General features: G+C 67.5%; 16 protein-coding genes. 6 read left to right on the forward strand and 10 right to left on the reverse strand.

The window, feature by feature from the left end; genetic code table 11:
* Nucleotides 1–58: 58 nt before the first annotated feature.
* From soxC to RNZ50_11115, 8 genes are all read right to left on the reverse strand, one after another.
* Nucleotides 59–1,126 carry a sulfite dehydrogenase gene (soxC, locus tag RNZ50_11080; GenBank protein MDT8855545.1) on the reverse strand — a complete coding sequence of 356 codons (1,068 nt, stop codon included), beginning with the start codon at nucleotides 1,124–1,126 and terminating at the stop codon, nucleotides 59–61.
* Between the two features lie 38 nt (nucleotides 1,127–1,164).
* Nucleotides 1,165–2,856, reverse strand: a complete 1,692-nt coding sequence (soxB, locus tag RNZ50_11085) for a thiosulfohydrolase SoxB (protein ID MDT8855546.1) — start codon at nucleotides 2,854–2,856, stop codon at nucleotides 1,165–1,167.
* A gap of 115 nt (nucleotides 2,857–2,971) precedes the next feature.
* A complete protein-coding gene (gene soxA, locus RNZ50_11090; protein MDT8855547.1) occupies nucleotides 2,972–3,835 on the reverse strand; it encodes a sulfur oxidation c-type cytochrome SoxA in 864 nt (287 codons plus the stop codon).
* 77 nt (nucleotides 3,836–3,912) lie between these two features.
* Nucleotides 3,913–4,242, reverse strand: a complete 330-nt coding sequence (soxZ, locus tag RNZ50_11095) for a thiosulfate oxidation carrier complex protein SoxZ (GenBank protein MDT8855548.1) — start codon at nucleotides 4,240–4,242, stop codon at nucleotides 3,913–3,915.
* Between the two features lie 57 nt (nucleotides 4,243–4,299).
* Nucleotides 4,300–4,716 (reverse strand): thiosulfate oxidation carrier protein SoxY, encoded by a 417-nt coding sequence (soxY, locus tag RNZ50_11100; protein ID MDT8855549.1) that lies wholly within the window; start codon nucleotides 4,714–4,716, stop codon nucleotides 4,300–4,302.
* Nucleotides 4,717–4,750: 34 nt separating this feature from the next.
* Nucleotides 4,751–5,224 carry a sulfur oxidation c-type cytochrome SoxX gene (gene soxX, locus RNZ50_11105; GenBank protein MDT8855550.1) on the reverse strand — a complete coding sequence of 158 codons (474 nt, stop codon included), beginning with the start codon at nucleotides 5,222–5,224 and terminating at the stop codon, nucleotides 4,751–4,753.
* A 157-nt stretch (nucleotides 5,225–5,381) separates the two neighbouring features.
* Complete coding sequence (locus RNZ50_11110; GenBank protein ID MDT8855551.1) at nucleotides 5,382–5,942, reverse strand: thioredoxin family protein; 561 nt, start codon at nucleotides 5,940–5,942, stop codon at nucleotides 5,382–5,384.
* 17 nt (nucleotides 5,943–5,959) lie between these two features.
* Nucleotides 5,960–6,697 (reverse strand): cytochrome c biogenesis protein CcdA, encoded by a 738-nt coding sequence (locus tag RNZ50_11115; protein MDT8855552.1) that lies wholly within the window; start codon nucleotides 6,695–6,697, stop codon nucleotides 5,960–5,962.
* Nucleotides 6,698–6,816: 119 nt separating this feature from the next.
* Between RNZ50_11115 and RNZ50_11120 the strand changes: the two genes are divergently transcribed.
* The 3 genes from RNZ50_11120 to RNZ50_11130 all read left to right on the forward strand — a co-directional run bounded on the left by RNZ50_11120 (nucleotide 6,817) and on the right by RNZ50_11130 (nucleotide 8,755).
* A complete protein-coding gene (locus RNZ50_11120) occupies nucleotides 6,817–7,212 on the forward strand; it encodes a thioredoxin family protein (protein ID MDT8855553.1) in 396 nt (131 codons plus the stop codon).
* Nucleotides 7,213–7,308: 96 nt separating this feature from the next.
* A complete protein-coding gene (locus RNZ50_11125) occupies nucleotides 7,309–7,671 on the forward strand; it encodes a metalloregulator ArsR/SmtB family transcription factor (protein MDT8855554.1) in 363 nt (120 codons plus the stop codon).
* A 37-nt stretch (nucleotides 7,672–7,708) separates the two neighbouring features.
* Nucleotides 7,709–8,755, forward strand: a complete 1,047-nt coding sequence (locus RNZ50_11130; protein MDT8855555.1) for a YeeE/YedE family protein — start codon at nucleotides 7,709–7,711, stop codon at nucleotides 8,753–8,755.
* A 1-nt stretch (nucleotide 8,756) separates the two neighbouring features.
* Here the strand turns inward: RNZ50_11130 and RNZ50_11135 are convergent, their stop codons facing one another.
* Together RNZ50_11135 and RNZ50_11140 are read right to left on the reverse strand one after the other, a co-directional pair.
* Nucleotides 8,757–10,136 (reverse strand): sensor histidine kinase, encoded by a 1,380-nt coding sequence (locus RNZ50_11135; protein ID MDT8855556.1) that lies wholly within the window; start codon nucleotides 10,134–10,136, stop codon nucleotides 8,757–8,759.
* Nucleotides 10,133–10,807: a response regulator transcription factor gene (locus RNZ50_11140; GenBank protein MDT8855557.1), complete on the reverse strand. Its 675-nt coding sequence runs from the start codon at nucleotides 10,805–10,807 to the stop codon at nucleotides 10,133–10,135. Before RNZ50_11140 ends, RNZ50_11135 begins: the two co-directional genes overlap by 4 nt.
* 75 nt (nucleotides 10,808–10,882) lie before the next feature.
* Between RNZ50_11140 and RNZ50_11145 the strand changes: the two genes are divergently transcribed.
* The 3 genes from RNZ50_11145 (at nucleotide 10,883) to RNZ50_11155 (ending at nucleotide 13,578) form a co-directional block, all read left to right on the forward strand.
* Nucleotides 10,883–11,941, forward strand: coding sequence for an ABC transporter substrate-binding protein (locus RNZ50_11145; protein MDT8855558.1), 1,059 nt, complete (start codon nucleotides 10,883–10,885; stop codon nucleotides 11,939–11,941).
* A gap of 204 nt (nucleotides 11,942–12,145) precedes the next feature.
* Entirely contained in the window at nucleotides 12,146–13,090 is a 945-nt protein-coding gene (locus RNZ50_11150; GenBank protein MDT8855559.1) for a tripartite tricarboxylate transporter substrate binding protein, read from the forward strand.
* Entirely contained in the window at nucleotides 13,087–13,578 is a 492-nt protein-coding gene (locus RNZ50_11155) for a tripartite tricarboxylate transporter TctB family protein (protein MDT8855560.1), read from the forward strand. The genes RNZ50_11150 and RNZ50_11155 overlap by 4 nt, the downstream gene beginning before the upstream one ends.
* Nucleotide 13,579 lies beyond the last annotated feature (1 nt).

A 13,579-nucleotide genomic window follows, 5' to 3' on the forward strand; every position in this document is an offset into this window, starting at 1 on the left:
GTTTGACGGCAGAGGAACCCGGCTTACCAACCCGCAGCGACCAGCACCTTCCCCGAAATCACTCAAGCCGGTGGGGCTGCCCTCCAGACGGGCATGCCCGTCTTCCGTTCAGCCCCACCGGCCAAGGTGGTTGCCGGCACCGGCCAAGATGGTTGTCGCGCAACACCAGACCGGTGATCACCACCGGGCCGGGGCCGTGGGTGATCGGGGCTTGCGGGCTGGGGCTGGTGATCACCGATTTGGCATCCATCACCCAGGTGAACTTGCGCGAGGTGCCATCCGCCATGGTGTCGGTGTATTTCGAGGTTTCTTCGCGGCTTTCCCACGGCTGGTCGCCGACTTCGACCCGGCGCAGCCACTTGACCCACATGTTGCCTTCCCACCCCGGCACGCAGAGCCGGACGGGGTAGCCGTGTTCCTTGCGCAGCGCCTCGCCATTGGCCTTGAAGGCCACGAGGCAGTCGTCCATCGCCTTTTCCAGCGGGATCGAGCGGCCGTTCGACGAGGCATCGGCGCCTTCGACATAGACCCACTTGCCCTCGGGCTTGACCCTGGCCTCTTCCAGCAGCAGCCGCAGCGGCACGCCGGTATATTCCATGTTGTGGATCATGCCGTGGGTGAACTGCGAGCCGTTGAGCTGGCTGCCCGCCCATTCCATGCCGGTATTGGCGGCGCATTCCAGGAAATAGACGTGGCTTTCGCGCGGAAAGCGTTCGAGGTCGGCATAGGTGAACACCAGCGGCGTATCGACCAGACCGTTGATCATCAGGCGGTAGTCGGGCTTGGCAAGCTCGATCGCGCCGGAATGGTGCCGCTCGAAAGCACAGCCCTGCGGGGTGATGGTGCCGTCGAGCGCATGGATCGGGGTGAAGTTGATCGACGAGGCGGTCTCGGCCGTAAGCCAGGCCACGTTGCGCCGCACCACGTCCGATTCGAACCTGATCGGCATCCCGTAGGGGACGGCATCGACGCCGTCGCCAAGGGTGGAGGCCCAGTCCTGCACTTCGGTAATCAGCGGGTCGGGGGTGGCGGCGCCTGCGCTGGCTGCGACCAGCGCGCCGCCCGCCGCGAGGCCGGTGCCGAGGAAGCCCCGGCGGGTGGTGCCTTTCATGGGGTCTTGCGTCATGAAACAGCGCTCCTTCATAAAGACAGATCGTAAGGGCGTCAGGCCCCGGTGACGACGACCGAGGTGTTGGGTTCAAGCCGCACGGTGCCGATTTTGGCCAGATGGCTTTCGACCACATCCCAGATCTGCGGCCCCTCTGTGCCCTCGTTGACCGAGGCCCACCCCGCGACGGTGTAGGTTTTCGCGGGCTCGATGGTCTCGCCGGTCTCGATCAGGGTCATGTTGGTGATCCGGCTGCCGATCGGTTTCGACACGTCGATGTGGTAGCCCATGCCGCCAACGCGGACCATGTCGCCGCCCTGCTGGTAATAGGGGTCGGGGTTGAAGAGGTTGTCCGCCACGTCTTCCAGAATGGTCAGGATGGTCTCGCCGGTCATTTCAGTGCGGTAGACCTGCCCGTAGGTCATCGAGGTCGCGTTGTGGATGTCCTCGCGGGTGATGCCTTCGCCTGGAAGGATCGAGGGGCCCCAGCGCACGCCGGGCGACATGGCGATCTGGGCGTCGCGCTCGCTGCGGATCGCGTTGCAGATCAGGTCATCCCAGGTGCCGTTGAAGTTGCCGCGCCGGTAAAGCAGGCTTTCGGTCTGGCCCACCACCTGCTGCAACTGGTCCTTGAACGGCGCGCGCTCGGCGTCGATCAGGGCGGCCATGTCGGCGTCGGGCGTGATCACGTCCGAAAAGACCGGGATCAGCTTGTGGCGGAAGCCCATCATCTTTCCGCCCTGCACATCGAGATCGACGCGCGAGACGAACTTGCCGTTCGACCCCGACGCAATCAGGATGGTCTGGCCGACCAGCACGGGTTCGGGCAGCGCGTCATGGGTGTGGCCGGTCAGGATCACGTCGATGCCGCTGACATGCGCCGCCATCTTGCGGTCGACATCGAAGCCGTTGTGCGACAGGCACACCACCAGATCGACGCCCGCGGCGCGGACCTCGTCGACCATGGCCTGCATCCGCTCCTGCCGGATACCGAACGAATATTCGGGAAACATCCATTTCGGGTTGGCAATCGGCATGTAGGGGAAGGCCTGGCCGATCACCGCGATGCGCAGCCCGCCCTTTTCGAAGATCTTGTAGGGCTCGAACGCCGGTTCGTCCCACTCGGAGTCGAAGATGTTGGCGCCGAGGAAGGGGAAGGGCAGGGACTCGACGATTTCCTTCACCCGGTCGGTGCCGAAGGTCCATTCCCAATGCGAGGTCATGGCTTCGGTGCCAAGCGCGTTCATGATGTTGACCATGTCCTGACCCTTGGTCAGATAGCTGGTCATCGAGCCGTGCCAGGTGTCGCCGCCATCCAGCAGGATGCTGTCGGGGCGCGCGGCACGGATGGATTTCACCACGGTCGCCACCCGGTCCAGCCCGCCCATCTTGCCGTAGGTCCGCGCCAGCGCCACGAAATCCTCGTGGGTCAGGGCATAGGCCTCGGGCGAGCCGGGGGTCAGGTTGAAAAGTTTGATCAGGTCAGCACCGGTGACGTGCGGCGGTTTGCCTTTCGCGTCACCGACGCCAAGGTTGATCTCGGGTTCACGAAACCAGATCGGCTTGGTCTGGGCGTGAATGTCGGTGATGTGGATCAGGGTGACATTTCCGAAATCGTCGAACTGGAGCAACTGGTCCTGGCTCAGCGCCTGCTGGGCCGCCAGCTTCGACCAGTTGCCGATGCCCGACGCCCCCCAGATGGCCGAGGCCGCCACCGATGCCTGCAAGAATTCGCGGCGCGTGATCATTCGGTCTCTCCTTGCCCGGCGGGCGTGCGTGGTCCCGCGCGCATCGGCGCGTCGGGCGGGGCGGGTCTGATGCAAGAGCGGGGGGCGCGCCGGGTCGGGCGCGCGCCCGGACGGTTCAGGGGCGCACCGAGACGCCTTCGACCGAAAGCCCGGCCCCGCGCGAGGCGACGTAAAGCTCCAGCGCGCGGAACTCGGGCGAGCCTGCGGCAAAGGTTTCGGCACGGGTGTCGCGCACGCAGCCGACGAACCGCTGGTGGATCGAGACCACCGCCGCATCCTTCAGCCGGTAGGCCGGAAAGCCGTTGATCTGGCCCTGGCTCAGATGGTCGGCGCGGATCATGTTGCCGTAGTTGGTCTCGTGGCAGTTGGCGCAGGACATCTCGAGCTGGCCGTAGCGGGTGTAGTAGATTTCCTTGCCCTGTTCCCACCAGATCTCGGCGGGGCCGTCGATGGCGACATTCATCACGTCGCCTCGCGACTGCATGGAAATCGCGGCCGTCATGTTCTTCATGTCGTCGCTGTTCCACTTCCAGGCCTCGGCGCCCATGCGGGTGGTGCGGCAGTCGTTGACGAAGTTTTCCAGCGACCACAGGTCGTCACCGGCCGCGTTGATCTTGGGCATCGAGGTCCGCACGCCCTTCATGCTTTCGATATCGTCATGGCACGAGGCGCAGGATTTGCCTTCGCTGCCATCGACCTTGGCCCAGAGGTCTGTGCCCTTGTCGACGAAAACGATCGCCGGGTTGGAAAAGTCGTCCATCTGCATGGTGCGGGTTTCGCTTTCGCGGAACAGCCAGCCCGACAGAACCTCGGGCAGCACGTCCTTGACTGCGGGGCCGGGGGCGGCGCGGGTCACCAGGGTGATTTCCTCGTTCACCACCAGATCGACACCTTCCAGAGCCTCGGCGGTTGCCACGCCTGCGGCCAGAACGGCCATCGCGGTCGCGGCGATCAGTTTGCTGTTGTGACGCAAACGCATTGCAGATCCTCCCTGGGTGGGGCCGCCCGCCCCCGTTGCGGTCTTGGGGCGGTGTGCCTGTTCGGTGACCGTCGCGATCAGGCGATGGTGATCGGCTTGCTGTCTTCGTAGACCGAGCCGTCGTCGTCATACCAGGTGAACCTGAACTCGCCCGCCGCGTCGATCTTCGCGTCGAATTCGAAGTAGGGGTTGGTCGAGACCGCCGGTTCGATGGTGATGTCGATCACGTTCACCCCGTTGAATTCGCAGGTGAAACGGTTGATGATCGAGCGCGGGATCAGGCTGCCGTCGGCGGCCTTGCGCTGCCCCGATTCCATCGGGTGGCTGATCAGGGTCTTGAGCGTCACCACCTCGCCGGCCGCTGCCGACTTGGGGACCTTGACGCGGGGTTTTACGTCTTCTGCCATGGTTCATCTCCTTGGGTTCCTGTCTGACACGGGCGGTTGGCCGCCCCGGTGCCAGGCTCAGCCGCCGCAGCCGCCGATGGTGACTTTCACGGTCGAGGATGCCTGCACGAAGCTGCCGTCGGCCATTTTGGCGATGGCCAGCACGTCCTGCGTCTTGGCAAGGCGGATGCGCGTCGCGGCCATCTGCGACCCGGCCCCGGGGCCGAAGGTGAAGGTGGCGACCGCAGGCGTCGGGTTACCCGTGGCCAGCAGCATGATCGACACAGCGCCGGGCGCGTCGACCGAAACCGGAACGGTGTTGCCGTTCTCGGCGATTTCGGGGGCGGTCAGGGTGATGCCGCCGCTGCCGACAGCCGCGCCGCCGGTGAAGGCCGCGACCGCCTCTTCCACCGCAGCCAGGGCCGGGAAGGGCAGCGCAAGTGCGGCAACCCCGCCGATACCCAGCGCAAGCGCATGACGTCTTGTCAGGTTCATGGTGATCTCCTTCGTCTTTGTCAGCCCCCGCCCGTCACTCTTTGAGCGTCAGGAGGTAGGCAACCACATCTTCGACTTGCTGGGCGGTCAGGATCGGGGGCAGATCGCCCTCGGGTGCCTTGCCGGTATAGGCGGCACCGGGGCGGATGAAGCCTTCGGTCTTGTAGAAGGGCGGCATGACCGTGACCTCGAACGTCTGCTTCGCATTGACGACCATGCCGCGCAGATGGGCCTCGTCATAGCGGTCGGCGGCACCGTCCAGCGTCGGACCGACATTGCCCTGAAACTGCACGTCCGGCATGGCGCTGATCGTGTGGCAGGCCACGCAATTGCCGAGCGCGGCGGTGGTCATCACCGTTGCCCCGGCTGCGGGATCGCCCGGCGCGTCCGACAGCGGCGCCACGACCGAACCTTCGGAGAACGTCACGGCGGCAGGGGCCGTTTCACTGAGTGCGGGCATGACCGCAACTGCAGACGCAAGCACGCCAAGCACAATGATGCGCTTCATTGAAGTCCTCCCTGATGTCTCCCGACTCGCAGTCTATGACACGCCGGCCCGTCCCCGCAACAAAATATTACAATTTTTGCATGTATATTGGCCGTTTCCTGGTGATGCGGCGCAATATGTTGAAAAGAAGCAGGAAAATGGCATGTTTCTCGGGGCGTCAGTCGCCCGCGTTCATTCGCCCGGCCAGATACTTCTGGAAGTGTTCGCCGCTGTCATAGCCGTGATCGCGGACCCAGGTCAGCAGCGCCTCGGTGGTGCCCTTGCCGAAAGATCCCGGCATGGCCACCACGGCGGCCTCGGCGGCGGTCTGGCCTTCGGGCACCTCTTCGGGCAGGAAGATCAGCGTCGGCGTGAACACCACGCCCCAGCGCACCGCCATCGCCTTTTCGGGCAGCACGGTGCCGTCGAAGTCGGTCACCTCGACATCGCCGAACAGGTTCATCTGCACCACGAAAAAGCTTTCGCGTATCAGCGCGTCGATTGCCGGGTCGGGAAAGACCTTCTCGTGCATTTCTGTGCAGTAGATGCAGCCGCGCTGTTCAAAGGTGATCATCAGGCGCTTGCCCTCGGCATTGGCCTCGGCCAGATCGTCGCGCAGATCCTTGAAGGTGTCGCGCAGCCAGTCCGGCTTGTGCAGGCCGTCGTCGCCCAGTTCGGCCGCAAAGGCGGGCAAAGCAAGGGCGATCACGGTGGCGGCGGTGGCGAACAAACGGTGCATGGCAGTCCTCCCCATGGTTATCGGAGCGTGCTGGTGAAGTCGAAGTTGCGGATCATGAAGTCTGCTATGTAGCTGACGGAATTGGTGGCGATCAGTATGGCGAAGACGATCAGCATCACCCCCATGATCTTTTCCACATACCCCAGATACTGCCGGTTGCGCCCGACCCAGCCCAGAAACGGCCTGGCGAACAGGGCGGCCAGCACGAAGGGCAGCGTCATCGCCAGACCGTAAACCAGCAGCAAGGCCGCCCCGCGCCACAGGTCGCCCATGCCCGAGGCGACCATCAGTATCGCCGCCAGCGCCGGGCCGACGCAGGGCGTCCAGCCGAAACCGAAGGCGAGCCCCATGACATAGGCGCCGATCAGGGTCGAGGGTTCTGTCTTGGACTCGATTCGCGCCTCGCGATAGAGGAACGGCACCCGGATCACGCCGAGGAAATGCAGCCCGAACACCAGCAGCACCGCCGCCGCGACGTAGGACAGGGGTTCCTTCCACTGGATGAAGCTGCGCCCCAGCGCCGTGGCGCCCAGCCCCAGCAGCACGAAGATCGTGGTGACCCCCAGCGCGAAGGCGGTGGCAGAAATGACCAGCCGCAGTTGCGCGCCGGGGGCGATGGCGGTGTTGCCGCGCAACTCCTGCATGGAAATCCCGGCCATGTAGCAGAGGTAGAACGGCACCATCGGCAGGATGCAGGGCGAAAGGAACGACAAGAGCCCCGCCAGTGCCGCCCCCCCGAATGTCATGTCGAACATGCCCGTCTCCCCCCGCCGCTGCTGTGGCCTTTCCCGCGGCACCGGGAAGGTGGACGGCTGGCTTGCTTGTTTCGAAATTCACATTACAATGTTTCTATATTTTCCGGCAGGCGTCAATCATGCACCCTATGCGAATCTTTTTCGGCCCCGCCGCGCGGCGTCTGGCCCTGTCGGCGCTTCTGGCGCCGGGCGCGCTGCCGGCGCGGGCCGAGTTGCAGCTCTACATGTTCGAACAGGTTGGCTGCATCTACTGCGAACAGTGGAAGCGCGAGGTGGGCGACGCCTATCCGCTGACCGCCGAGGGGCGGGCCGCGCCGCTGGTGCCGGTGAACATCCGGGCCGACCTGCCTGCGGGGCTGAGCGTGGTCAGCCCGCCGCATTTCACCCCGACCTTCGTGCTGGCACAGGACGGGGTGGAACTCGGGCGGATCGAGGGCTATCCGGGCGAGGCGTTCTTCTGGGGCCTGCTGGGCCAGATGATCGCCGCCGCGCCGGGCGCGACCGTCACGGATTGACCGGCGAAACTGCCCCGGAGCGGCGCTTGCCACTGGCCGGGGCAGGGCCGTCATGCCAAGGTCGGCCGCAACGGGGGCAGCCAGGAGCAGCGAGACATGGCCTGGGACAAAGCCGGGACGGAAGACGAGACCCGCCGCAGGCCCTCGCCCGACGCGATGATGGGCAAGGCCGATGCCGCGTCGAACTTCCTCAAGGCGCTGGCGCACGAGGGGCGGCTGATGATCCTGTTTCACCTGTCCTCGGGCCGCAAGAGCGTCACCGAGCTTGAAACCCTGCTGTCCTCGCGGCAGTCTGCGGTCAGCCAGCAACTGGCGCGGTTGCGGCTGGAAGGGCTGGTCAGTGCCCGGCGGGAAGGGCAGGCGATCTATTATTCGATCCTTGATCCGAAGGTGATCCGCACGATCGACCTGGTGGCCGACATGTTCTGCGAGCCGGGGCAAGACCGGGCGAACGACTGAAAAAGCCCTTCGGCAACCGGGGGGCAAGGGGGGCGCGATGGACGAATTGCCATATGGGGTGCTGGCGGCGGCGGTCGGGCTGATCGGCGGGCTGGTGCTGGGGCTGGCGGCGCGCCTGGGCGATTTCTGCACGCTGGGCGCGATTGAAAGCGCGGTCTACGGCGCCGACCAGCGCCGGGTGCGGCTGTGGGGCATCGTGCTGGGTGTGGCGATTCTGGGCACCTGGATCGGGGATGCGACGGGGCTGGTCGATGTGGGCGCCACCTTCTACCACCAGATCGCGTGGAACCCGCTGGCCAGCATCGCGGGCGGGCTGCTGTTCGGCTATGGCATGGCGCTGGCGGGCAACTGCGGCTTCGGCGCGCTGGTGCGCTTTGGCGGCGGCGACCTGCGGTCGCTGGTGGTGGTGGTGGTGATGGGCATCTTCCGCTTTGTCGCGCTGTCGGGCCCGCTGGCGCCGCTGCGCACCGCGCTGTTCGTGCAGCAGGATGCCATCGGCCCGCAGGGCATGGCCCATGCCTTCACCGCCGCGACCGGTCTGCCCGCGCTGGCCTTCGCGGTGCCGCTGGCGCTGCTGCTGATCGGGGCGGCGCTGGCCCATGCGCCGCTGCGCCGGTCGCGGCGGCAGATCGGCTGGGGCGTGCTGGCGGGGCTGGCGGTGGTGTGGTGCCTTGCGGGCACCACCTGGGTGAACGGGGCGAGCCTCGGGGCGATCTCGGTCGAGGGCCCGTCCTTCACCGCGCCGATCGGGCGAACGCTGATCTTCCTGATGACCTCGACCGCCGGGGGCATCACCTTTTCGGTCGGTTCGGTGCTGGGGGTGATGCTGGGGGCGCTGGCGGGGTCGATGATCCGGGGGATGTTCCGCTGGGAAGCCTGCGAAGACCCGCGCGAACTGGGGCGGCAGGTTTCCGGGGCGGCGATGATGGGGGTGGGCGGCGTCGTGGCGCTGGGCTGTTCGGTCGGGCAGGGGGTCACGGCCTTTGCCACGCTGGCATGGTCCGGCCCGGTGACGCTGGTGGCGATTGTCGCGGGGGCGGTGATCGGGTTGCGGCAACTGATCGGCGGCTTCCAGCCGGAATGACTCAGGCGGCGGGAAAGCGCAGTTCCGCCACCAACCCGCGCCCCAGCGGGCCGGGGTGCAGCGCCAGAGTTCCCTGATAAAGCTGGGCGATTTCCTGTACGATGGCCAGACCGAGCCCCAGCCCCTCGGCATTGGTGCCCCCGCGCGCGAAACGGCGCCCCACGGATGCGCGCAGCGCCTCGGGCAGGCCGGGGCCGTCGTCTTCAACCGACAGGCACACGCTGCCCGGCTCGGCGCGCACCCGCACCGTGACCACCGCGCCGCGCCCGGCATGGGTCAGCGCGTTGTCCAGCAGGTTGCGCAGCGCCTCGGACAGCAGCACCGGCTCGGCGCGGATCCGCGGCGTTGGCCCGCCTTCATATCCCAGATCGACACCCGCCAGCGCGGCGGCGGGCACCCGCTCGGCCGTAAGCTGACGGGCCAGCGCGCCGGGGTCGATGGAGTCGGGCACCGGCAGGCCCGCCGCCGCATCCACCCGCGCCAGCAGCAGAAGTTGCGCCAGTATCCGCTCCGCCTCGGCCAGCGCGGCATCGGCCTTGGCGGTGGCCTCGCGCCCGGCGGCGAGGGTGGGCGCGCGCGAGGCCAGCGCAAGCTGGGTCCGCACCACCGCCAGCGGCGTGCGCAACTGGTGGCTGGCGTTGCCGGTGAAGTTGCGCAGCGCCGCCAGTGCCGTGCCCAGCCGCCCCATGAAGCTGTTCACCGCCTCGACCAGCCCCGCAACCTCTGACGGCGCCTCCTGCCGGATCGGGCGCAGGTCGTCGGGGGAACGCTCTGCGATCACGGCACCCATCCGGTCCAGCGGGCGCAGCGCCAGCGTCACCGCCACCCAGACGATGGCGCCCGCCCCCAGGATCATCCCCGCCAGCCGCAACGCCGAGCGCCACAGGATCGCCCGCGCCAGCGCCACCCGCGCCAGCGTCGATTCCGCCACCGTCACCGTGAACGGGATCGAGGCGATGCCGGTCGAAGCCTGCCGGTGCAGCGTGGCGATGCGGATCGGGTCGCCCGCGAAGACCCCGTCGGCAAAGATCGCGGCAAGGGGCGTCGGGTCGCCGGGGGGCGAGGGCACCACGGCCAGCCGGTCATAGCCGGTCAGGAACTGCCCCGGCGGGCCGTCGACGCGGTAAAACACCCGGTCCTGCGCCGTCGAGGTCAGCATTTCCAGCGCGGAATAGGGGATGTCGGCCTCCAGCCCGCCGGCTTCGTCCACCGTCACCCGCTCGGCAATCGCCAGCGCCGACCCGGCCAGCACCCGGTCCGACACCGAGGTGGCGGTGCGCAGCGCCTCGCGCCAGGTGTCGGCCAGCGCCAGCATCCCCAGCACGGCGGTGGACAGCAACAACCAGCCCAGCAGGCGGCGGCGCAGCGAATAGCCGGTCATCCGGGTTCCGACTTTTCAAGGTAGTAGCCGATGCCGCGTGCGGTGCGCAGGTGCAGCCCGTGCGGCGCCAGACGGCGGCGCAGGCGACTGGCATATTGCTCGATGGCGTTGTCGGACAGGATGTCGTCAAGGGCAGTCAGCGACTGCACGATGGCCTCTTTCGCCACCACCTTGCCCGCGCGCATGAACAGCAGCTCCAGCAGCGCGCGTTCGCGGGCGGGCAGGTCCATCGCCTGACCACCCGCCGCGAACTGGCGCGAGGTCAGATCGAAGCTGACGGCGCCGATGCTGACCGAGGCCGCGCGCAGCCCCGCCTGACGGCGCAGCAGCGAGCGCACCCGCGCCTCGAACTCGCCGATGTCGAAGGGCTTGATCATGTAGTCGTCGGCGCCAAGGTCCAGCCCGCGCACCCGGTCCTCTGGCGCGCCGCGCGCGGTCAGGATCAGCACGGCCGCCTGATCGGCCCGCGCCCGCATGGCGCGCAGCACCGACAGCCCGTCCATCTGGGGCAGGTTCAGATCGAGGATCACCAGATCGAAGGTTTCGGCCGCCGCCAGCGCCTCGGCCGATGCGCCGTCGGCCACCCGGTCCACGGCATAGCCCGCCGCGCTCAGCAGCGTGGCCAGCGCCTCGGCCAGTGCCAGATTGTCCTCGACCAGCAGGATACGCATCGGTCCCCCCTGCGGGCCAGCCTAGCCGCTGCGCGCATGGTTGTGAACCGTGCCCTCTTGGGGCATCGTTGGTCCATGAGGATCACGGGGTTACTGCTTGCCTTCTGTCTGGCCGCCCAACCGGCGGCGGCGGCGGTGTTCCGTTTTGACGCGGCGGGGGCCGAGACGGCCGAGGTGGTGATCTACTCGTCGCTTGACGAACGGCTGGCCGCGCCGCTGATCGCGGGCTTTCAGGCCGAGAATCCGGGCGTCGCGGTGGTCTATGAAGACCTGCTGACCGGCGAGATTTCGGCCCGGATCGTGGCCGAAACCGATGCGGGCGGGCGGACGGCGGATTTCGTGTTCTCGTCGGCGATGGATTTGCAGGTGAAACTGGCAAATGACGGCTATGCCCGCGCCGTGGTGGTGCCCGAAACGGCGGGCTGGCCGCGCTGGGCCAACTGGCGCGACACCGCCTATGCCATGACCTACGAGCCAGCGGTCTTCGTCTATCACAAGCCGAGCTTCCCCGACACGCCGCCCGCCACGAGGATCGGGCTGATCAACTACCTGCGTGCGGCAGGCCCCGCGATGCAGGGGCGCATCGGCACCTATGACATCGAGCGGTCGGCGGTGGGCTATCTGTTCCTTGCCCGCGATCAGGAACATTTTGCCGACATCTGGTCGGTGGTGCAGGCGATGGGGGCGGCGGGGGTGCAGCAGTTCGCCACCAGCCAGGAGATACTGGAGCGGGTATCGGACGGGCGGCTGGTGCTGGGTTACAACATTCTTGGTTCCTACGCCGCCGACTGGGCGCGGAACAACCCGAATGTCGGGCTGCTTCTGCCGCGCGATTTCACGGTGGTGATCTCGCGCGTCGGGCTGGTGCCACGGGCGGCGGCGCGGCCCGATCTGGGGGCGCGGGTGCTGGGGTTCTTCATGTCGCGGGCCGGGCAGACCATTCTGGCCGAACGCCTGCGCCTGCCCGCCGTCAGCCTCGAGGTCTCGGCCGAAGACTCGGCCCGCAGCATGGAGGCGGCGCTGGGGGCACAGTTGCGCCCGGTGGCGGTCAGCCCCGGCCTGCTGGTCTACCTCGATCAGGCCAAGCGGCGGCGGCTGATCGCGCGCTGGCAGGCGGCGCTGGCGGGCGAGTAGCGGTTTCCCCGCAGAATCCTTGCCCGGATGTCAGCTTGGTGACAGCTTGATGTGGTCAAGTTGTCGCAGGGCCGCCTGAGGAGGCAGAGGCCCGCTCAAAGGGGGGACCAAGGCGCGCCGGGCCATTGCCACGGGCTGCGCCCCCATGCCCCCCGCCGGTTTCACGGACCCGCCACATGCGGGCCATCCTGGGAGGGAAACACGATGAGACATTTCATTCTGGCGGGGCTGCTGGCCTCGGCCGTTGCACTGCCGGCCCTTGCGGCCGACTATACCATCATTGCCCCGGCAGGCCCCGGCGGCGGCTGGGACCAGACCGCCCGCACAATGCAGGAGGTGCTGCAGGCCGAAGGCATCTCCTCGTCGGTGCAGGTGCAGAACGTGCCGGGTGCCGGCGGCACCGTGGGCCTTGCGCAGTTCGCATCCTCGGCGGCGGGCGATCCGACGCAGCTGATCGTCGGCGGCTATGTCATGGTCGGTGCGATCCTGACCAACGGCTCGCCGGTGTCGCTGAAGGACGTGACGCCGATTGCCCGGCTGACCGGCGAATACGAGGCGATCGTGGTGCCCACCGCCTCGCCGATCCAGACCATCGGCGAACTGGTCGAGGCGCTGAAGGCCGATCCGGGTGCGGTGTCCTGGGCGGGCGGTTCGGCCGGGGGGGCCGACCACATCACCGTCGGGCTGCTTGCCAAGGCGGCGGGGGTTGACCCGACCAAGATCAACTACGTCGCCTACTCCGGCGGCGGCGAGGCGCTGGCGGCCATTCTGGGCAATCAGGTGACGGCGGGCGTCTCGAGCCTTGGCGAGTTTCTGCCGCAGGTGCAGGCCGGCACCATGCGCCTGCTGGCGGTATCGTCGGCTGACAGGATCGAGGGCGTCGATGCGCCGACCCTGGCGGAAGCGGGCTTTGACGTGGTGCTGCAGAACTGGCGCATGGTCGCCGCAGCACCGGGGCTGACCGATGAACAGAAGGCCGCCATCATGGCCGACATCGAGAAGATGAACGCCTCGGAAGGCTGGACCTCGGCGCTGGCGACCAAGGGCTGGGCCAACACCTGGCTGGCGGGCGCCGATTTCGAGGCGCAACTGGCGACCGACACCGCCGCGACCGAAGGCATCCTGCGGGAAATCGGTCTGGTGAAATGAAACACCTCGCAAACAAGCCGACGCGCCGCCCCGATGGGGCGGCGTTCTTCATCGCGGTCCTGCTGGCCGCCCTTGGCGCGCTGCTGCTGTGGGAGGGGGCCAGACTGCCGCAGGCGGGCGGTTATGCCGGGGTCGGCCCGGCGGGTGTGCCACGCGCCATCGGCTGGTGCCTGCTGGGCCTTGCGGGCTGGACGGTGGCGGCAGGCATTCGCGGCGACTATGAACCGCGCCCGCCGCAGCAGCCCGCCCCGGTGCTGTGGATCGTGGCGGGGCTTGGCGCACAGCTGATCCTCTTGAAGATCGCGGGCTTCGCGATTGCCACCGGCCTGCTGTTCGCCTTTACCGCGCGCGCCTTCGGCAAGCGGCAGCTGTGGTTTTCGATCCCGGTGGGGATCGTGATCTCGCTCGGCATCTACGGCGTGTTCGACCGGCTGCTGAAGCTGAACCTGCCGGCGGGGCCGCTGGAAACCCTGATCTACGGGGGCTGAG

Source organism: Paracoccaceae bacterium Fryx2 (assembly GCA_032334235.1).
Lineage (GTDB): Bacteria > Pseudomonadota > Alphaproteobacteria > Rhodobacterales > Rhodobacteraceae > JAVSGI01.